Annotated in this window: 18 protein-coding genes, 1 tRNA gene and 3 pseudogenes; 16 read left to right on the top strand and 6 right to left on the bottom strand. The window is 49.9% G+C overall.

Features of this window, described 5'->3' with window-relative positions; genetic code table 11:
- Positions 1–87 precede the first annotated feature (87 nt).
- On the bottom strand, positions 88–1,545 hold the full coding sequence (gene pepD, locus ABVN36_RS19325; protein ID WP_001292977.1) for a cytosol nonspecific dipeptidase: 1,458 nt from the start codon (positions 1,543–1,545) through the stop codon (positions 88–90).
- Between the two features lie 248 nt (positions 1,546–1,793).
- On the opposite strand from pepD, the gene gpt reads away from it, so the two are divergent.
- The 3 genes from gpt to crl all read left to right on the top strand — a co-directional run bounded on the left by gpt (position 1,794) and on the right by crl (position 4,044).
- Entirely contained in the window at positions 1,794–2,252 is a 459-nt protein-coding gene (gene gpt / locus ABVN36_RS19320) for a xanthine phosphoribosyltransferase (protein WP_001292018.1), read from the top strand.
- Positions 2,253–2,340: 88 nt separating this feature from the next.
- Positions 2,341–3,585, top strand: coding sequence for an esterase FrsA (gene frsA, locus ABVN36_RS19315; RefSeq protein WP_000189588.1), 1,245 nt, complete (start codon positions 2,341–2,343; stop codon positions 3,583–3,585).
- Between the two features lie 57 nt (positions 3,586–3,642).
- Entirely contained in the window at positions 3,643–4,044 is a 402-nt protein-coding gene (crl, locus tag ABVN36_RS19310; protein ID WP_000174693.1) for a sigma factor-binding protein Crl, read from the top strand.
- 50 nt (positions 4,045–4,094) lie between these two features.
- Here crl and phoE read toward each other — a convergent pair whose 3' ends face one another.
- Positions 4,095–5,147 carry a phosphoporin PhoE gene (phoE, locus tag ABVN36_RS19305; protein WP_023139059.1) on the bottom strand — a complete coding sequence of 351 codons (1,053 nt, stop codon included), beginning with the start codon at positions 5,145–5,147 and terminating at the stop codon, positions 4,095–4,097.
- A 282-nt stretch (positions 5,148–5,429) separates the two neighbouring features.
- Here phoE and proB point away from each other — a divergent pair, with 282 nt between their 5' ends.
- From proB to ABVN36_RS19285, 4 genes and pseudogenes are all read left to right on the top strand, one after another.
- Positions 5,430–6,533, top strand: coding sequence for a glutamate 5-kinase (gene proB, locus ABVN36_RS19300; RefSeq protein WP_001285275.1), 1,104 nt, complete (start codon positions 5,430–5,432; stop codon positions 6,531–6,533).
- An 11-nt stretch (positions 6,534–6,544) separates the two neighbouring features.
- On the top strand, positions 6,545–7,795 hold the full coding sequence (gene proA, locus ABVN36_RS19295; protein WP_023139058.1) for a glutamate-5-semialdehyde dehydrogenase: 1,251 nt from the start codon (positions 6,545–6,547) through the stop codon (positions 7,793–7,795).
- A 115-nt stretch (positions 7,796–7,910) separates the two neighbouring features.
- Positions 7,911–7,986, top strand: a tRNA-Thr gene (locus tag ABVN36_RS19290).
- A gap of 163 nt (positions 7,987–8,149) precedes the next feature.
- Positions 8,150–8,407: pseudogene (locus tag ABVN36_RS19285) on the top strand (Arm DNA-binding domain-containing protein); the annotation flags it as partial.
- Positions 8,408–8,424: 17 nt separating this feature from the next.
- Here ABVN36_RS19285 and ABVN36_RS19280 read toward each other — a convergent pair.
- A pseudogene (locus tag ABVN36_RS19280) lies at positions 8,425–9,204 on the bottom strand (IS3 family transposase); the annotation flags it as partial.
- 1 nt (position 9,205) lies between these two features.
- On the opposite strand from ABVN36_RS19280, the pseudogene ABVN36_RS19275 reads away from it, so the two are divergent.
- The 8 genes and pseudogenes from ABVN36_RS19275 to ABVN36_RS19240 all read left to right on the top strand — a co-directional run.
- Positions 9,206–9,928: pseudogene (locus ABVN36_RS19275) on the top strand (diol dehydratase reactivase subunit alpha); the annotation flags it as partial.
- Between the two features lie 109 nt (positions 9,929–10,037).
- Entirely contained in the window at positions 10,038–10,361 is a 324-nt protein-coding gene (locus ABVN36_RS19270; RefSeq protein WP_071591294.1) for a DUF1889 family protein, read from the top strand.
- Positions 10,362–10,702: 341 nt separating this feature from the next.
- Entirely contained in the window at positions 10,703–11,941 is a 1,239-nt protein-coding gene (locus tag ABVN36_RS19265; RefSeq protein ID WP_012543325.1) for an MFS transporter, read from the top strand.
- A 131-nt stretch (positions 11,942–12,072) separates the two neighbouring features.
- Positions 12,073–13,494, top strand: a complete 1,422-nt coding sequence (gene leuC / locus ABVN36_RS19260; protein ID WP_001274857.1) for a 3-isopropylmalate dehydratase large subunit — start codon at positions 12,073–12,075, stop codon at positions 13,492–13,494.
- Between the two features lies 1 nt (position 13,495).
- Complete coding sequence (leuD, locus tag ABVN36_RS19255) at positions 13,496–14,122, top strand: 3-isopropylmalate dehydratase small subunit (RefSeq protein WP_023139053.1); 627 nt, start codon at positions 13,496–13,498, stop codon at positions 14,120–14,122.
- Between the two features lie 14 nt (positions 14,123–14,136).
- Positions 14,137–15,015, top strand: a complete 879-nt coding sequence (locus ABVN36_RS19250; protein WP_000780210.1) for a fumarylacetoacetate hydrolase family protein — start codon at positions 14,137–14,139, stop codon at positions 15,013–15,015.
- Positions 15,015–15,929 (top strand): alpha/beta fold hydrolase, encoded by a 915-nt coding sequence (locus tag ABVN36_RS19245; protein ID WP_000105592.1) that lies wholly within the window; start codon positions 15,015–15,017, stop codon positions 15,927–15,929. The genes ABVN36_RS19250 and ABVN36_RS19245 overlap by 1 nt, the downstream gene beginning before the upstream one ends.
- A 33-nt stretch (positions 15,930–15,962) precedes the next feature.
- On the top strand, positions 15,963–16,928 hold the full coding sequence (locus ABVN36_RS19240) for a LysR family transcriptional regulator (protein ID WP_000859023.1): 966 nt from the start codon (positions 15,963–15,965) through the stop codon (positions 16,926–16,928).
- On the opposite strand, the gene ABVN36_RS19235 is transcribed toward ABVN36_RS19240, so the two are convergent.
- A complete protein-coding gene (locus ABVN36_RS19235) occupies positions 16,873–17,145 on the bottom strand; it encodes a hypothetical protein (RefSeq protein WP_033903679.1) in 273 nt (90 codons plus the stop codon). The genes ABVN36_RS19240 and ABVN36_RS19235 overlap by 56 nt on opposite strands.
- Before the next feature lie 692 nt (positions 17,146–17,837).
- On the opposite strand from ABVN36_RS19235, the gene ABVN36_RS19230 reads away from it, so the two are divergent.
- Complete coding sequence (locus ABVN36_RS19230) at positions 17,838–18,236, top strand: hypothetical protein (RefSeq protein ID WP_023139051.1); 399 nt, start codon at positions 17,838–17,840, stop codon at positions 18,234–18,236.
- A gap of 47 nt (positions 18,237–18,283) precedes the next feature.
- Here the strand turns inward: ABVN36_RS19230 and stbE are convergent, their stop codons facing one another.
- Both stbE and stbD read right to left on the bottom strand, forming a co-directional pair.
- Entirely contained in the window at positions 18,284–19,042 is a 759-nt protein-coding gene (stbE, locus tag ABVN36_RS19225) for a fimbrial biogenesis chaperone StbE (protein WP_001247037.1), read from the bottom strand.
- Positions 19,008–20,333 carry a fimbrial usher protein StbD gene (gene stbD / locus ABVN36_RS19220; protein WP_000899098.1) on the bottom strand — a complete coding sequence of 442 codons (1,326 nt, stop codon included), beginning with the start codon at positions 20,331–20,333 and terminating at the stop codon, positions 19,008–19,010. Before stbD ends, stbE begins: the two co-directional genes overlap by 35 nt.
- Between the last annotated feature and the right edge of the window lies 1 nt (position 20,334).

The following is a 20,334-nucleotide window of genomic DNA, read 5'->3' as shown; positions in this document are numbered from 1 at the left end:
CATCCAGGAGAGCTTATCTGGCAATGGATACCCGATATTCCATATTGCTAGCCCGTCCAGAAATGGGACGGGCATTTTAGCGCTTTCTTACTTCGCAGGAATCGCTTTCAGCAATTCGGTCAGCAGAGTCCAGTAGTGGCCGACGCTTTCGATATGTACCTGCTCATCCGGAGAGTGAGGTCCGGTAATGGTAGGCCCAATAGAAACCATGTCCATATCCGGATAGGGTTTCTTAAACAGACCGCATTCCAGGCCGGCGTGGATAATCTGGATGTTCGGTGTCTTGTTGAACAGACGCTGATAGGTTTCCCGCACCAGGTGCATGACCGGCGAGTTCGCATCGGGCTGCCAGCCAGGATAGCTGCCTTTTGCTTCGGTTTTCGCGCCAGCCAGCTTGCCCAGCGAATCCAGCATACTCACCACATAATCTTTACCGCTGTCGATTAGAGAGCGAATCAGGCAGTGAATTTCGACATTCGCATCGGACATTGTGACCACGCCAACGTTCAGCGATGTTTCCACTACGCCTTTCGCCACGTCTGAATTGCGGATCACGCCGTTCGGCGTTGCGTTCAGCAGGCGCACAAAGGTATCGCGTGACGGCGCGGTCAATGCGGCTTTATCACTGGCAACCTCATTGAGTTGCAGCGTCAGGTTTTTCTCTTTTTCCGCCAGTTCGTTTTTCAGAATATCCTGGTAAGCGTTCACTAACGTTTTCAGAGCGCCTACGTTGTCTGCGGCAACGGCGAGGGTAGCGAACGCTTCGCGCGGAATCGCGTTACGCAGCGTGCCGCCGTTGAAATCGATCAGACGCAGATCCAGTTCTTCTGCGTGCCCGGCCAGAAAACGCGCCAGCAATTTGTTGGCATTGCCAAGGCCGAGGTGAATTTCACCACCGGAGTGGCCGCCTTTCAGGCCTTTCAGGGTTAGCTTAAAGCATGCAAATCCTGCGGGTACAGCTTCACGGGTCAACGGCAGATTAGAGGTAAAATCGATGCCGCCTGCGCAGCCCATATAGATCTCACCTTCTTCTTCAGAGTCGGTGTTGATCAGGATGTCGGCCTGCAACCAGCCGGACTGGAGGCCGAACGCGCCATCCATGCCGGCTTCTTCGGTCATGGTCAGCAGCACTTCCAGCGGGCCATGGACGACATTATCATCAGCCAGTACCGCTAACGCAGAAGCCATTCCAATACCATTGTCGGCGCCGAGCGTAGTACCGCGCGCTTTAACCCATTCGCCATCAATATAAGGCTGGATAGGATCTGTAGTGAAGTCGTGAACGGTGTCGCTATTTTTTTGCGGCACCATATCCAGATGCGCCTGTAAAACGACCGGCTTGCGATTTTCCATACCTGCAGTGGCGGGCTTACGGATCAGAATATTACCGACCTGGTCGCGATCCACGTAAAGGCCTTTCTCTTTGGCCCAACTCACAATATGTTCCGCGAGTTGCTCTTCGTGATAGGACGGGTGAGGAATAGAACAGATTTTGGCAAAAATATCCCACAAAGGTTGTGGTGATAACTGAGACAGTTCAGACACGATAAGTCTCCTTGGCGGTGGTCTGAAAAACGTTCTTACAGGCCACAGGGTTAGCGGAATTGATAACTCTTACGAGATGCGACTGAGAATACCACTTTCTCCGCCTGCGGGTAGTATAAAGCATTCAAAAAGAGGCGTGGATTCCGCTAAACACTGGTTTTTAGCGCGTCAGGTCTCTATAATCTCGCGCAACTATTTCCCCCTCGAACACTTTTTAAGCCGTAGATAAACAGGCTGGGACACTTCACATGAGCGAAAAATACGTCGTCACCTGGGACATGTTGCAGATTCACGCACGCAAACTGGCGAGCCGCCTCATGCCTTCAGAACAATGGAAAGGCATTATTGCCGTAAGTCGTGGCGGCCTTGTACCGGGCGCACTACTGGCGCGTGAATTGGGCATTCGTCATGTCGATACCGTATGCATCTCCAGCTACGATCACGATAACCAGCGCGAACTGAAAGTGCTGAAACGTGCAGAAGGCGACGGCGAAGGCTTTATCGTCATCGACGATCTGGTCGATACCGGCGGCACCGCCGTCGCGATTCGCGAAATGTACCCTAAAGCGCATTTCGTCACGATTTTCGCTAAACCGGCGGGCCGTCCGCTGGTTGATGATTATGTTATTGATATTCCTCAGAACACCTGGATTGAACAGCCCTGGGATATGGGTGTGGTATTTGTACCGCCGATTTCAGGTCGTTAATCAGCAGCTTTTCAGAGCGCCCGGCAATGCCGGGCGCTGTTTTATTGGTTACAATAAGCCTCTATGAGTATCCAAGGAGGCTGCACGAATGACACAGGCTAACCTCAGCGAAACCCTGTTCAAACCCCGCTTTAAACATACTGAAACGTCTACCCTTGTCCGTCGGTTCAATCGTGGGTCGCAGCCGCCCATGCAATCCGCGCTGGACGGTAAGAACGTCCCGCACTGGTACCGCATGATAAACCGCCTGATGTGGATTTGGCGCGGCGTTGATCCACGAGAAATCCTTGATGTGCAGGCGCGCATTGTGATGAGCGACGCAGAGCGAACGGATGATGATTTATACGATACGGTCATCGGTTACCGCGGCGGCAACTGGATTTATGAGTGGGCAAAGCAGGCGATGGACTGGCAGCAGAAAGCCTGTCAGGAACAGGACGCCATGCGCAGCGGACGCTACTGGCTTCATGCTTCAACGCTCTATAACATTGCCGCCTACCCGCATTTGAAGGGCGATGAGCTGGCGGAGCAGGCGCAGGCGCTGGCGAATCGCGCCTATGAAGAGGCCGCGCAGCGGTTGCCCGGCTCGTTACGTGAAATGGAATTTGCCGTTCCTGGCGGTTCGCCTGTCACCGCGTTTTTACATATGCCGAAAGGGGATGGTCCGTTTCCGACGGTGCTCATGTGCGGCGGCCTGGACGCCATGCAAACCGACTATTACACCCTGTATGAACGCTATTTCGCGCCGCGCGGTATCGCGATGTTAACGCTTGATATGCCTTCGGTTGGGTTTTCATCAAAGTGGAAATTAACCCAGGATTCCAGCTTGCTCCACCAGCATGTGTTAAAAGCGCTTCCTAATGTCCCCTGGGTGGATCATACCCGTGTTGCGGCGTTTGGTTTCCGTTTTGGCGCCAACGTTGCGGTGCGTCTGGCCTATCTGGAAGCGCCGCGTTTGAAAGCGGTGGCTTGCCTGGGGCCGGTGGTCCATGCGCTACTTAGCGATCCGCAACGACAGAGCACGGTGCCGGAGATGTATCTGGATGTGCTGGCCAGCCGTCTGGGTATGCATGATGCTTCGGATGAGGCGCTGCGTGTGGAGCTCAATCGCTATTCGTTGAAAGTACAGGGGCTACTGGGCAGACGTTGTCCTACGCCAATGCTTTCCGGCTTCTGGAAAAACGATCCTTTCAGCCCGGAAGAAGAGTCTCGCTTAATTACAACATCATCTTCAGACGGTAAGCTGATAGAGATCCCTTTTAACCCGGTGTACCGCAATTTTGACCGCGCGCTGCAAGAAATTACCGACTGGATTAATCATAGATTGTGTTAATAGATTGATAAATTCTATTGATTTGGTAAAACAGTTGCTTCATTAAAGGAGATCGCAATGACGTTACCGAGTGGACACCCGAAAAGTAGATTGATCAAGAAATTTACCGCGCTTGGCCCCTATATCCGGGAAGGGCAGTGCGAAGACAATCGTTTTTTTTTCGATTGCCTGGCAGTTTGCGTCAACGTGAAGCCCGCGCCAGAGAAGCGTGAATTTTGGGGCTGGTGGATGGAGCTGGAAGCACAAGAGAAACGCTTCACTTATCGTTATCAGTTTGGTTTGTTTGATAAAGAGGGCAACTGGACCGCAGTGCCGATTAACGAAACCGAAGTGGTGGAGCGACTGGAATACACGCTACGCGAGTTTCATGAAAAGCTACGCGACCTGCTGATTTCTATGGAGCTGGCGCTGGAGCCGTCTGACGATTTCAACGACGAGCCGGTAAAACTGTCGGCATAACCCTGCTGTCATGCCTGATGGCGTAGCGCCATCAGGCACAATGCGACTTATCAGAACTGGTAGGTCAACCCTATTGCCACAATATCATCGTCATTAATGCCTAACGTGTTATCGCTATTAAGCTGATTGATTTTGTAATCTACAAACGCGGACATATTTTTGTTGAAGTAATAGGTTGCGCCAACGTCAATGTAATTCACCAAATCCTCACTGCCGACGCCCTCAATATCTTTGCCTTTTGACAGCACATAGCCTAATGACGGACGCAGACCAAAATCAAACTGATACTGGATAACTGCTTCGAAGTTTTGGGTTTTATTGGCAAATCCGCCGGAAACTGGCGTCATGTTGCGGGTTTCTGAATAGAAGGTCGCAATATAAATATCATTCGCGTCATACTTTACACCCGTAGCCCAGGCTTCGGCTTTATCGCCCGTACCGCGGCGCTGCAGATTTTGCTCCCTGGTGCGATCGGAGAGAGTATAAGCGCCGCTGACGGCAAAATCACTGCCGCCGAAATCGTAGCTCACGGATGTGCCGAAGCCGTCGCCGTTTTGCTTTTTCACATCGCGATCTTCGTTTTTCCCCTGATACTGTAAGGTAAGATCCAGTCCATCAACGATGCCGAAGAAATCGGTATTGCGGTAAGTCGCCAGCCCGCTGGCGCGTTTAGTCATAAAATTATCGGTCTGGGCGGAAGAGTCGCCGCCGAATTCGGGAAACATATCCGTCCAGGCCTCAACATCGTACAGCGCGCCCAGGTTACGTCCATAGTCAAAAGAACCGATATCTTTTAATTTCAGACCAGCAAAGGCCAGGCGGGTTTTTTGCTGGGACGAATCACTTTCGGCTTTATTACCGGCAAACTCAGCTTCCCAGCGCCCGTAGCCGGTCAATTGATCGTTAATTTGCGTTTCGCCTTTAAAACCAAAACGAACGTAGCTTTGATCGCCATCTTTGCTGTCATAATCGCTCATATAGTGCATGGCTTTAACTTTTCCATACACATCAAGCTTATTACCGTTTTTATTGTAAACCTCGGCGGCGTGAACAGATGCTGATGCGATGATAGTCACCACTATTGCCAGAGTGCTCTTATTCATTTCCATTCCTGTTTTAATTACGCGCTATGATTTGTCGGGAAACCCGGTAAAAAACAGGAAGGTTTTTAACGTTCGGTAATGAAAGATTTATGACAAAGTGAGAATTCCTTTAAAAAAATATGTTTAATTGTTGCGGTAATAAAATGGTCAAATTCCGCCGCTACGCTTGCTGATCCTGCGCAACAAAATTTCACGCTACGCGTACAGGTTGTTGGCAACCGGAGCCAGTCCTGCTAAAACGTTCATTTGGTCTTTATTTCTTATTTTGAACGGCAGAGAATCATGAGTGACAGCCAGACGCTGGTCGTAAAACTCGGCACCAGCGTGCTAACAGGCGGATCGCGCCGCCTGAACCGTGCCCATATCGTAGAACTTGTCCGCCAGTGCGCGCAGCTACACGCCGCGGGACATCGTATTGTTATTGTTACCTCTGGCGCGATTGCCGCCGGACGTGAACATCTCGGCTACCCGGAACTGCCGGCAACGATCGCCTCTAAACAGCTTCTGGCGGCGGTAGGGCAAAGCCGTCTGATTCAACTGTGGGAGCAGTTGTTTTCAATTTACGGTATCCATATCGGGCAGATGCTGTTGACGCGTGCGGATATGGAAGACAGAGAGCGCTTTCTGAACGCCCGCGATACGCTGCGTGCATTACTGGATAACCATATTGTGCCGGTTATCAATGAAAATGATGCCGTTGCGACAGCGGAAATTAAAGTGGGCGATAACGATAACCTCTCCGCGCTGGCGGCGATCCTGGCAGGCGCGGATAAACTGCTGCTGCTGACCGATCAGCAAGGATTATTTACCGCCGATCCGCGTAGCAATCCGCAGGCGGAGCTTATCAAAGATGTGTATGGCGTTGACGATGCGCTGCGCTCTATCGCGGGAGACAGCGTTTCCGGGCTGGGAACCGGTGGTATGAGCACTAAGCTTCAGGCGGCAGACGTAGCCTGTCGCGCGGGTATTGATACGATTATTGCCTCAGGCAGTAAACCGGGCGTGATCGGCGATGTGATGGAGGGGATTTCCGTCGGCACCCGTTTTCATGCGCAAGCCTCGCCGCTGGAGAACCGCAAACGCTGGATCTTCGGCGCGCCGCCGGCAGGCGAAATTACGGTTGATGAAGGCGCGACCGCGGCAATGCTGGAACGTGGCAGTTCACTTCTGCCAAAAGGCATCAAAAGCGTGACGGGCAATTTCTCGCGGGGGGAGGTCATCAGAATTTGTAACCTGCAAGGGCGTGATATCGCTCATGGCGTCAGCCGTTATAACAGTGATGCTTTGCGGCGGATAGCCGGTCACCACTCTCAACAAATCGATGCGATTCTGGGCTATGAATATGGCCCGGTCGCTGTTCATCGTGATGACATGATTACTCGATAAGGAACAGGCATATGCTGGAACAAATGGGCATTGCTGCTAAAGCGGCGTCGTATAAGCTGGCGCTGCTCTCCAGCGGTGAAAAAAATCGCGTGCTGGAAAAAATAGCCGATGAACTGGAAGCGCAAATGGAAAGTATCCTCAGCGCGAACGTACAAGATATTGAGCAGGCGCGAGCCAATGGCCTGAGCGAAGCGATGCTGGACCGCCTGGCGCTGACCCCTGCGCGTCTGAAAGCGATTGCTGACGATGTGCGCCAGGTCTGTAATCTCGCCGACCCGGTCGGGCAGGTGATCGACGGCGGTCTGCTGGACAGCGGGCTACGTCTGGAGCGCCGCCGCGTGCCGTTGGGCGTGGTTGGCGTTATCTATGAGGCGCGTCCGAATGTTACCGTTGATGTGGCTTCTTTGTGTCTGAAAACCGGTAATGCGGTGATTCTACGCGGTGGGAAAGAGACGCATCGCACGAATGCCGCAACCGTTCGTGTCATTCAGAAGGCGCTGAAAGCTTGCGGTTTACCGGAAGCGGCGGTTCAGGCGATTGATAATCCGGACCGTTCGCTGGTCAATGAAATGCTGCGTATGGATAAGTACATCGATATGCTGATCCCGCGCGGCGGCGCAGGCTTGCATAAACTGTGCCGCGAGCAATCCACCATTCCGGTGATTACCGGCGGGATTGGCGTGTGCCATATTTTTGTTGATAGCAGCGCAGACATCGCCTCGGCGCTGAAGATTATTGTCAACGCTAAAACCCAGCGCCCGAGCACCTGTAACACGGTGGAAACCTTGCTGGTGCATCAGGACATCGCAGAACGCTTTTTGCCTGCGCTGAGCAAGCAGATGGCGGAGAGCGGCGTGACGTTGCATGGGGATGAAACCGTCATGCAGGTACTGCATGGCCCTGCCAAACTGGTGCCGCTGAAACCGGAAGAGCTGGATAACGAGTTTCTGTCTCTGGATCTGAACGTTGTGGTGGTCGAAAATATGGATGGCGCTATCGGCCATATTCGCGAACATGGCACTCAGCACTCCGATGCGATTTTGACGTGTGATATGCATAATGCTGCGCGTTTCGTGAACGAAGTGGATTCCGCTGCGGTTTATGTCAACGCCTCTACCCGTTTTACCGACGGCGGGCAGTTTGGGCTTGGCGCAGAAGTGGCGGTCAGCACGCAGAAATTACATGCCCGCGGTCCGATGGGGCTTGAAGCGCTTACCACCTATAAGTGGATAGGCTTTGGCGATGGTACGATTCGTGCGTAATTAATGACGAGCGGTGCAAAAATAGCCGGTTGAGTAGCAAGGCTATTGACGCACCGCCCGGTTAGTTTTAACCTTCTACCCCGTGATTCACCCGCGTGAACACACCCTTCTCAGGGCCGATATAGCTCAGTTGGTAGAGCAGCGCATTCGTAATGCGAAGGTCGTAGGTTCGACTCCTATTATCGGCACCATCTCAAGTTCCTCAAACGTCCGTATTCATCCATAAATACACTGATTTATAACGACTTTATTGCTTTTTTGTCCATCACCGTCCGTAACCATCCAGTAGAATCCGACACTGAATGTGTATAGGATTGTGTATATGTTCCTGTTCGGTCTTGGATTCCTATCCACATGCCTTTAAACGATATGCAGATTCGCCGCGCTAAGCCTGAAACTAAAGCCTATTATACACTCGGAGATGGGCAAGGGTTGTCATTGCTAATTGAACCTAATGGAAGCAAGAGCTGGCGGTTCCGTTATCGTTTTGCCGGTAAGCCAAAAATGATCTCGCTGGGTGTGTATCCGACGATCACACTTGCAGATGCCAGTTCTCGTCGTGATGATGCCCGAAAACTTGTGGCAGAAGGAAAGAACTGTGATCCTACCCGCGTAATATGGGCACAACCCTAAGCGAGGTTCTGGTTTTCAAATTGTTCCGGACTGAGACCGCCACAGGCACTGTGACGACGCCACCGATTGTAATCACACTCAATATAATTAAACACTGCTGTCCGCATTATTTCCCGGCTGACAAAGTCCTCTCCGTGGATACATTCCACCCTCAGCGTATGGAAGAAGCTTTCCGCACAGGCATTGTCGTAACAACAACCTCTGGCGCTCATACTTCCCCGCAGATTATGGCGTTTCAGTAAGCTCTGGTAATCCGTTGAACAGTACTGATCGCCTCTGTCTGTCTGCACGATGACATTTTCCGGACATTTACGCCGCCACAGCGCCATCTGTAACGCATCGCAGGCAAGCTGTGCTGTCATCCGCGAAGACATCGACCAGCCAATGACTGACCGCGACCACAGATCGATAACCACGGCCAGATAAAGCCAGCCTTCACCAGTGCGAAGATACGTGATGTCACCCACCCACTTCTGATTCGGGCCGCTGGCGTAAAAGTCCTGCTTCAGCAGATTCTCTGAGACTGGCAGACCATGTTTGCGGTAACTGACCGGACGGAACCGGCGCGAGGCTTTCGCCCGCAGCCCCTGCCGACGCAGGCTGGCCGCCACGGTTTTCACGTTGAACTGGTAACCCTGAGCACGAAGCTCATCCGTCAGGCGTGGCGCACCATAGCGTTGTTTTGCGTCACTGAATGCTTCCCGGAAGACGTTATCACAGACAAGGTGGAACCGCTGACGCCGGTTTATCTGATGACGACGCTGATGCCAGACGTACCGCTTACAGATGCAGGCTATCGCCAGCGAGCTAAGCGCCCGGTTAAATACCCCAGTTGAAGTCGGTGGTGTGGAAGCCAACATGGCTGTGGCTGGCGCGTTAACGACGCCTGGATGCGACGCTCCGCTGGCGATCCTCGATTTAGGCGCAGGATCCACCGATGCCGCCATTATCAATAACGATGGCGTAGTGAAGGCGGTACACCTTGCCGGGGCGGGGAATATGGTCAGTCTGCTAATTCAAACGGAACTGGGCTTAAGCGATCTGTTTTTGGCAGAGGAAATTAAAAAATACCCGCTGGCCAAAGTGGAGAGCCTGTTCAGCATTCGCCACGAGAACGGCGCGGTGGAGTTTTTTCGTGAACCGCTCAGCCCGTCAGTATTTGCCAAAGTGGTGTATCTGAAAGAGGGCGAGCTGATCCCGGTCGATAACCAGACCTCGCTGGAGAAGATTCGTCTGGTGCGCCGTCAGGCCAAAGAGAAAGTCTTTGTGACCAACTGTCTACGCGCGTTACGTCAGGTCTCGCCCGGTGGCTCGATTCGCGATATCACTTTTGTGGTGCTGGTAGGCGGCTCATCGCTGGATTTTGAAATTCCGCAGATGATCACCGATGCGCTGGCGCATTACGGCGTTGTCGCCGGGCAGGGCAACATCCGGGGTACTGAAGGCCCACGCAATGCGGTGGCAACCGGGCTGGTTTTAGCCGGAGAAGCCAAAAAATAGCGCAGAAAACAGCCGCGCAAGCGTTTAGCTGCGGGGTAAGTCAAAGAAAGGCGATGTTCTCTTTGATATCCCGGCGGAGTTGGGTACATAGTATCAAGGTGTCTCTCACGTGGTTAATTTTAAGGATAAGAGCATGCCAACAGCAATTGAGAAAGCCTTGGATTTTATTGGTGGTATGAACACATCGGCGTCAGTACCCCATTCAATGGATGAAAGTACCGCTAAGGGAATTTTAAAGTATTTGCATGATTTAGGCGTGCCAGTAAGCCCGGAAGTTGTGATGGCACGGGGTGAGCAGGAGGGATGGAATCCTGAGTTCACGAAAAAAGTGGCCGGATGGGCAGAAAAAGTCGCCTCCGGTAACCGCATCCTTATCAAAAACCCAGAGTATTTTTCAACCTATATGCAGGAGCAGCTCAAAGAACTCGTGTGAGCTGACTATCGAATAAAACGCTAACGGACGTTTCCATCTAAGGATGGCGGCGTCCAGAAGGGGTTGCCAGTGACAGTTTTGGACTGCCGATTCATTTCTTTTCGTCAAATTAATGTCTATATATTTATTGAATAAATATATAGTTCATAACTTACTACGTTGCCATTACCGCGTCATTCTTAGATGATCTACATTTCATAAAATACTTGATTCCATTTTGTCTCTATTAAGAAAAATAAAATGTGAACGCTGTCAATTCTGCAAACGTAAAAGATAAATATTGTATACACGGATGTTTGTTGGCAAACAGGCAGATGGCAATCAGGATCTTTTACGGAACATTGTGTATGAAAAATAATATTGAAGAGACAATAGGTAAGTACTTGCCTATTTTAATGATATTACCTCTGGCGGGTTTGGCAGAGTTAGCTTCTTTATATTCAATCCAGGCTTTATTACCAAAGTTAAGTGAGGTTTATAATATCCCATTGAATCAGGTAGGGATGATTTTGTCTGCTGAGGTGGGGTTTCTGGCATTAGCCATGTTATTTAGCGGCACGTTATCTGACCGTTTTGGGCGAAAGCCAATCATTTTTTATTCGTTGCTGGCAGGAGGTATTTTAACTCTATTGTGCGCAACTGCATCATCATGGCCGATGCTGGTGGTATACCGCGCTTTGCTCGGCATTGCAGTAAGTGGTATTACGGCGGCCGTTACAGTCTATATCAGTGAAGAAGTCTCTCCTGCTTTGGCAGGGATTGTTACTGGATATTTTATTTTTGGCAATTCGCTAGGGAGTATGTCTGGTCGTGTGTTTGCAACTTTGATGATGGAGCATGTATCTATAGATACGATTTTCTTTATCTTCGGTGGTGTTCTGATTGCTATGGCACTCGCGGTGAAGTTGTTTCTCCCGACATCCCGACAGTTTGTTCCTACACCTTCACTACAGCTTGGTGCAGTGTTGAAAGGCGGGTTGGAACATTTTAAGAATATCCGCGTATCATTATGTTTTGTCATTGGATTTATTCTTTTCGGCTCTTTTACGTCCATCTTTAATTTTCTGGCGTTTTACCTGCATCGACCGCCTTATGAGCTGAGCTACACCTGGATAGGTTTGATTCCAGTTAGCTTCTCATTAACTTTTTTTCTTGCGCCATATGCTGCCCGTGTCGCGTTGAATATTGGGTCGATGAATGCGCTCAGTATGCTGATCATCTGTATGATGGTCGGTGCATTTCTTACGCTAATCGCCCCTTCTCTGTGGGTTTTCATTTCAGGTATCGTTTTACTGTCAGTCGCATTTTTCTCTGCTCATTCCACCGTATTAGCCTGGGTCAGTTCACGGAGTCCAAACGCAAAAGGACAGGCGACATCGTTTTATCTGCTTTGCTACTACTCTGGCGGTGCAGTAATGGGGTATTTAAACGGGTATCTTTTCTCCTGGCAGGGATGGAATGCTATTGCGGCATCATGTCTGATGATGCTGGGGATAGGATTATTTATCTGCCGGTTTATTTTCGCAAAATATGAGAAACAACCGCAAATCAAAAAACAGTCAGTTCAGGAGAGTTTCTGATTATAGACACGAAGTGTGTTTTTATACTTTCCATAATGGAATCATCATTTTTTCATTAATGTGTCACTATAGCTAAAAGCTTAAACTGTGAATATTTGGCTACCCGGATATTCGTTGCTCCAGGAATATATATGTCTGCTAAAACGCTGTATGAAAAATTAGTTGAGTCACATACCATTCGTGAACTTGATAACGAAGGACATGTTTTACTTTATATTGATCGTTCAATACTGAATGAATATACCAGCCCGCAGGCATTTAGCGGGTTAAGAGAACGCGGCCGCACCGTTCGGCACCCCGACACGTTTTTATTGAATATTGACCATGTTAATCCCACGCGGTCGCAACGGGATGACTTAATGACCGATCCGGGAGGACAGCTACAGGTTGATTACTTTCGGGAAAATGCCGCTGACTTTGGCATCACATTATTTGATGTGCTGGATCCGCGTCAGGGGATTGAACACGTGGTTGCTCATGAACAAGGGCTAGTGATGCCTGGCATGGTGATCGCCGCCGGGGATAGTCACACGACAACCTACGGTGCATTTGGCGCGCTGGGCTTTGGTATCGGGACGTCGGAAATTGAACATCTGCTGGCCACGCAGACGCTGGTTTACCGCAAGCTCAAAACCATGCGCGTAAGTGTTCAGGGAGAGCTACCTTTCGCCTGTTCCGCAAAAGATATTGTTCTTGAATTGCTTGAACGTATTGGCGCTGATGGCGCGACCGGATATGCCATTGAATTTGTGGGTGAGGCCATCAGCGCGTTGAGCGTTGAAGGACGAATGACGCTCTGCAACATGGCGGTAGAAGTGGGGGCGCGTGGTGCCATTATTGCGCCGGATAAAAAGGTTTTTGACTATATCTACGGTAAACCGCAAATGCCTGTAGGTGAACTCTGGCAGCAGGCATTGCTGGAATGGTCACAGTTGAGCAGCGATGCTGATGCGGTATTTGATAAGACGGTGGCGATCAACTGCCATGATCTTGAGCCTAAAGTCACCTGGGGAATCAGTCCGGATCAAACAGGTTCCATCACCGGACGTGTCCCTTTCCCGGAACAGGAAACCAATCCGCTTAAGCGCCTGGCGCTTGAGAAGGCCCTTCATTACATGGGATTAACGGCTGGCATGTTGCTGAAAGATATTCGTATCTCTCACGCTTTTATTGGTTCATGCACAAATGGTCGCATTGAGGATTTGCGTGCCGTTGCGAAGGTGCTTGAAGGGCGCAAAATCGCCAGCCATGTTCGCGGGATCATTGTGCCTGGTTCAACAATGGTAAGACGCCAGGCGGAAGAAGAAGGACTGGCGAAAATCTTTATTGCTGCCGGTTTTGAATGGCGGCAGTCGGGTTGCTCAATGTGCCTTGCGATGAATGAAGATGTGTTGTCGCCCGGCGATCGCTGTGCATCAGGTACGAACCGTAATTTCCCTGGACGACAGGGCGCTGGAGCAAGAACGCATTTGATGAGCCCGGCGATGGTTGCGGCGGCGGCGGTAGCGGGGCATCTGGTCGATGTTCGGTCATTACTTCAGGCAGGGGAATAAGATGGATACGTTTAAGCAAATCAGCGGGCGAATTGCGCCGATGCTGGAACCGAATATCGACACTGATGTGATTATGCCAAAACAGTTCCTGAAAGGGATCGATCGCCAGGGGCTGGATAAAGGGGTGTTTTTCGATCGTCGCTTTATGGCTGGCGGCCAACCAAATCCTGATTTTATTCTGAACATGCCGGGCTGGCAGAGCGCGACATTCCTGCTGGTTGGCCCCAATTTTGGCTGTGGATCGAGTCGTGAACACGCCGTATGGGGATTAAAACAACTGGGAATACGGGGGCTGATAGGTAGCACATTTGCAGGCATTTTCGATGATAACTGCCAACGCAACGGGATCCTCACGGTCTCATTAGATGAACCTGCTTTGGCGCGCCTGGCGCAGCTTGCCGCGAGTGCTGATACCAATTCTATCACTGTTTCACTCGATCGCTGCGAAATTACGACGGCAGAGGAAACGATCTCCTTTGTGATCAATGAACTCAAACGGGCGATGCTGGCCGCAGGCGAAGATGCGATAGCCTGGACATTGCAATACTTGCCGGAGATTGAAAATTTTGAGGTTGCGCATTATTCACGGCGGCCGTGGTTAAAACGCCCTGCATCTCCGCGCGGTTAAGGAAGAAGACTGCAATGAAACTGGTTCAATATCTTGTGAACGGTGGCAAACGCTACGGCATTATGCAGGAAACCGGAATAATTGATCTCTCGCAGCGGCTTGGCGACAAATATCCCACTTTGAAATCTCTACTGTGCGCTAATGCGCTGACGGATGCGGCGTTATGGTGTGATGAGCCGGCGGATTATTACTACCAGGAAGTCACTTTTCTGCCGGTGATTGACGATCCGCAGAAGATCATCTGTGTCGGAATGAATTACGCCGATAAGCGTATTGAGTTTAATGAAACCAACCCGGCCCCAACCCTTTTTGTCCGCTTTGCGGATTCTCAGACCGGGCATAATGGCCTGCTGCTGAAGCCTGAAAATACCAATGAGTTCGACTACGAAGGTGAATTAGCCGTAGTGATTGGGCGGCGATGCTCCCGGGTCAGCGCTGAGGATGCTTTAGATTATGTCGCCGGATACAGCTGCTATATGGATGGTTCAGTGAGGGACTGGCAGCATAGCTGGTTTACGGCTGGAAAAAACTGGCCTTCGACAGGATCATTCGGTCCGTGTCTGGTGACCACAGACGACATTCCCGATCCCCAGATGCTACGTTTACTGACACGACTAAACGGGCGGGAGGTGCAGAACGAATCTACGGCAAATATGATCCATCCTATCGCTTCACTCATTGCTTATATAAGCACCTTTACTCTGCTTTCCCCTGGCGACACGATCCTCACAGGGTCGCCTGGTGGAGTGGGCAAAAAACGCGTTCCACCGCTGTTTTTACACGATGGTGATGTTATTGAAGTTGAGATTGAACATATTGGAACCCTGCGCAATGTCGTCCGGGATAGCCGTTATTTAACATCATCTGTTAGCTGGCATGACGGGAGAAAGTGATGAGTACACTGATTGAATGCGGCGCCTCTCCGTTTATTCCGGGGTTTGCGCTCAAGGATGTTCGTCTGGAAAATGGTCTGACGGTAAGAGTGGCTATCGGAGGCAGCGGTTCACCTTTGGTACTGCTACATGGGCATCCGCAGAATCATACAACATGGCGGAAAGTCGCACCGACATTGGCGCAAAATCATACAGTCATTTTGCCGGATTTGCGTGGCTATGGCGACAGCGATAAACCAACGAGCGATCCGGCGCACCGTACCTATTCAAAGCGCACCATGGCGCAGGATATCGTCATGTTAATGGACGCGCTCGGCTTTTCCCGTTTTGCCTTCGTAGGGCATGATCGTGGCGGACGCGTAGGACACAGGCTCGCGCTGGATTATCCGGATCGTGTGACCTGTTGTACTTTTATCGACATTGCTCCAACCGCGACGATGTACGCCTTGACCGATAAATCCTTTGCTACGCGTTACTTTTGGTGGTTTTTCCTGATTCAACCGTTCCCGTTACCTGAAACGATGATTGCGCACGATCCGGCATTTTTTCTGCGTAAGCATATTTCTGGCCAGCTAAAAATAGAGGGCGCGACCTCGCAGGAAGCATTCAATGAATACCTGCGCTGTTACCAGAACCCTGAGATGATCCACGCGATCTGTGAGGACTACCGGGCTGCTGCGACCATTGATTTGGACGATGATGCCGCAGATACGTCGGCGCGTATCCGGTGTCCGTTACAGTTGCTGTGGGGAGGGCTGGGAACGGTAGGGCAACTATATGATGTGGTTGGTACCTGGAAAGAAAAGGCGCTAAACGTTCAGGGGGAAGCATTGCCTTGCGGACACTCCCCGCAGGAAGAGTGTCCTGAGTACTTTATCCAGAAACTTCAGTCCTTTTTACATTCAGTGTTATAACTCGGTCATCTTTTGCAACTTCGCACTGATGCTATGAAAACGACACCTGTAGGAAAAAAACATCGCCAGCCCCTTGAGGGCTGGCCTTCTGTTGAAGATCTTTTCGTTTTTGTCACCGTTGCTCGCAACGGTGGATTTGCCCGGGCAGCGCTGGAGCTGGGGTTATCTCCCTCCTATATCAGCAAACGTATCGCTATCCTTGAAAAATGTCTCAACGCCCGGCTTTTTTTTCGAAATAACAGAGTGATGCGTCTCACACCGGAAGGCGAAAATGCGCTGGGTGGGGCTATGCAGGTCGTCAGTGAAATGGATGGTTTTGTAAGTCGTCTGGATAATCAACGTGGTGTGTTGGCTGGTAATATCACCATCAACTGCTCATTTGGTTTTGGGCATAAATATGTCGCAGAGGCGCTGTCGTCATTTATGATCGCCTATCCTGATATTACGGTAAAACTCACGCTAACGGATCGTGAAGTGGATCTGGTGGAAGAGGGGATCGATATTGAAATTCGCGTTGGGGATGATATCAACGAATTGTATATCGCACGGCAGTTAGCCACTAATCGACGGATCCTGTGTGCTTCCCCTGAATACCTCGAACGCCACGGCAAGCCAGAGTCTGTTAGTGCGCTTGTGCAGCACGATTGCCTAATGATTCAGGAAAAAAACTCGGCATTTGGCAATTGGATATTAACGGACGGTAAGCAGCAGACACATTGCCGACTAAACGGTTTTCATTCTTCCAACAGCGGCAGTGTGGTGCTTATTTGGGCCCTGAAAGGCCATGGCATTACATTGCGGTCGGAATGGGATGTTGCGCAGTATATTGAACGAGGTGAGCTGGTTCGCGTGTTGCCTCAGTGGTATCAGGAAGCGAATATCTGGGCTGTATATACCCGGCGTTCATCAAGTTCTGATCGTATCAAAATCTGCATCGATTTCCTCACGGAGCATCTTGCACAATGCTTGCCAGGCGGTAAAGCACCGGGCGTATTGTGATCAGTCGGCGCCAACTGTCGTGGCGCCAGATGCTCTGACTTACGTTTACTGTTAGGTGTTCTTTTTGCCAGCACCCAGTAGCTTTTAGGGCGTTGCGTTGGTGGCGCGGTTTTGTTTCCGCTATCGTGGCGAAGTTATCTTTTATCCCACCACGCGGCCCAACCTCCACATAGATACCTCCATTATTACCGGATTTCTCACCTGGTTTTAACGTCATATTTTATCTTCTGATTTTTGGGTGACGATTATCGGAGGTTGAGGATTCTATTGGTATCGGCTGGATGGCATTGTAAGTATCACACACTCACTCCATAACAATCAGATTGATTGAGCGACTACTTTAGCTCAATAGATATGTGTTCATCTTAAGCGTATTATCGCAGGTTGGAAATTAAAATCCTTTTAAAAAAACAATACCATACATCAATTCAATATGCTGATTTTTCGAGGTTTTCTCAAATTTAGTTATGCTTATGTAATGCTACCTAACTGACTAAAAGTAATGCTCTTTTCACACAAAAGCCTTAACAGAGGAAACGCAATATTACGTGACTTAATGCCTCTGCTCATTCTCATTAGTTACACCAATGTAATGTTTTCTCACAGCAAAAGAGAAGCAGCTACCTGTGCAGCATTATAGGCGGAAAATCCATTGGGGGTATTACCAAAGATGAAATAGAAAATTAATATTATTAATTAAATGAATATGAAATAGGTATTGTTCCTGTTATCGTTACAACCTTTTCTGTCATAACAATCTTCTCATTTTCTTTCTCGCATACTTGCTGAGCATGGTATAAATGTCTATGAGGACGTCAGCTCGGAAAGCATTCGTTCTGCATGGTATGCCTTTCGCTATTCTCAGGGGCGTGAAATGAAAGTTTTCTTTGACGGAGTCTATATAAAAATATGAAATTGATAATAATTCTCCTTCTCGCGTTATTCCCGTTATGTTCATCTGCCAGCAATCATTATGCCCTTGTTTTTGAAAATAACACGATACTGCTTGTTTTAAATCTTAAATGTTCCCCCTGTGATTTAAACTGCGCAAATATTCAATACCAGATTTTCAATAAAGAGATGGAGTCTGTTATTTCAGGGGCTGCTAAGCCTGTGACAACGGGCATCGAAAATAATTTTCGTGGTTATATGATGCGTAATAATAATACGTTCTACACATTAATTGAATCAGATAATGAAAACGTATGGGATATGTCTGTTGAGGAGAAGGGAACTCAACAGAACAAAGATGCCGTGCAAAAAGTAAAATATCAGCTTAATGCTATTTTTGACAATGGAACATGCTGAATTCTGGCCTGTCTCAGGGATACGATCGTATCCCTGAATATTTCCCATCAAAACTCAGGAATAAAATTACTCTTACTAATATATTTTTCCAGTATGGCGGTATATTGTCGCCAGTTCCCGGAATCATTGATTACTGCATAATTTATCGATGCTCCCGGCGTTGGCGAGCGTGTTAGCGGCACATCAAGTGCTGTTTTCGGCGCAACCATGATATCGCCGATACTTTTCTTGTTATCCATCGTTAACGTTAAACTCATATACCACGAGGTGGGGTTAACTATCCGTATAGTATTCTCTTTAGCAATAAAGCGTAATTTTTTCTCCTCCGCTTCCGTTGGCGCTTTTAATCCGGTCGGGCGAATTAAAATTTTTAGTCGCAAACGAAGCGGTAACACCAGTTTTCGCGGGTGGTTTTTAATGTCCTGGGTGACTGGCGGTATCTGATAAATGTTTAGCCAGAAGAGACTCTCCCGGTCCGTTGCAAGCTGCTGGCGGGAACTCAGGAGCAGGCGAAGCGTTCTCAGTTCTCCTGGCTGCATTTTAAATACCGGCGGCAGCGCCACTAGCGGCGTTTTGCTGTTATCCGGAGAGGCGTCAATGTTTCCGGCGTCGGTCCATACCTGTAACAGCATCGGCGTTGTATTATCGTTGGATAATGTCAACGATTGAGCGACCTCATCTGAAGCAAAAATAATTCGGGTTCTGTCAATATTAACGGCGGCTTGTGCCGGGCCATACCATCCCGTCAACCCAAGTAGCGTTAATATGACTTTACTGAAAACTAACCACTGCCTGTAATTGCGCATTCACGCTTCCTGCCGTTACTGTTTGTCCGCCGATCGCCTCAAGCGAGGCAGTAAAATCACCGCTATAGGTTTCTACTGAACCGGATGATACCCGTGTGGTTAAATCTTTATAGCCATACCAGCCTCGGGCGTTGCCAGTGCCTGTCTTGATCCGATCGGGTAACAGGTTAATCGGCGTACCGGCATCGTTATAGATGCGGATACCCACTCCGGAAGCTACGCCAGGTTCGCCATAATGGGTGTCCAGTAGCCACGACAGACCGCCTGCGGATGTGGTTAGCCCCAGGCGACGCGCCGCCGCCACGGCGGTGGGTTGATTAACGACAAACCCCATTGCGACATTAGCGGCGCTGGTGGACGGGAGGGCGCTGGACACGGCGCCGGACTCACATTCCAGGCTGACGTGGAAAGGCGCCTGGCTATTGCCTCCGGCGGCTAATATGCCGACGGCGACAGGGGGAATTTTCACGATCGCAGGATAATCTGTGATTTTACATAACGCGCCGCGAACATAGGTGACGCTATTATATGTACTCCATGCCCCGGGCCAATAGCTGGGCCAGCCATAATAATCGCTGGCATGATCCAGTCCCGCTTTGATCCGCTCGGTAATCAAGCCTGGGCCTTTAAACGCGATATAACCCCGAGGCTGCGTCCAGGTATCTCGGTCCATTGGATTCTGGTAGGCAAAATATTTTCTTGAGTCAATTTTAAACATCTCATATAGCACGTTGCTAAACGCGCTGGCAGGAATATAAATATATTTGTCATCCTGAAACCAACTATCTGCGGTAAGTTGGCGTTCTTTCCAGAAACGGCTGTAATATTCGCCGGTACTGAGGTTTGTCATACGGACAGCAACATTACGCTCCACATCATAATAGGCGCCTTCTACTTCGGGAGTAAAAAATGCCCCCGCAAAAGCGCTATCGCCATTTGTCGAATACATCTCATAGAGCTTCCCGGCATCGGCAGAATCGCAGCGGTAAAGTACCTGTTTACTGGAATAGGGCGTGCCGGTGGCAGCCGTCAGGAAGTTACCGATCCCACTGGCCAATAGCGTGCCGGAGGGTTGAAATGTTTCACTATTACTGACGCTAATCACCGTTGGCAAACCGATATTACCGGTATTTGTGTCAGTTGCGCCGATCCAGTTTTGCGCCGTGTAGCCCGCTTTTATCGCCGCGTCAGAGAGCGCGCTCTTATCGGTGACTTTGATACATGACGACCATGTTCCGGCGCTGACGAACAGGCTGGTGATAAACAATAGCGTTCGGAAACTAAAAAGCATT

The sequence above is a fragment of the Salmonella sp. SJTUF15581 genome (genome assembly GCF_043356775.1).
GTDB classification, from domain to species: domain Bacteria; phylum Pseudomonadota; class Gammaproteobacteria; order Enterobacterales; family Enterobacteriaceae; genus Salmonella; species Salmonella enterica.
Note: the sequence above shows the minus strand (reverse complement) of the source record. Positions and strands in the feature narration are given on the sequence as shown.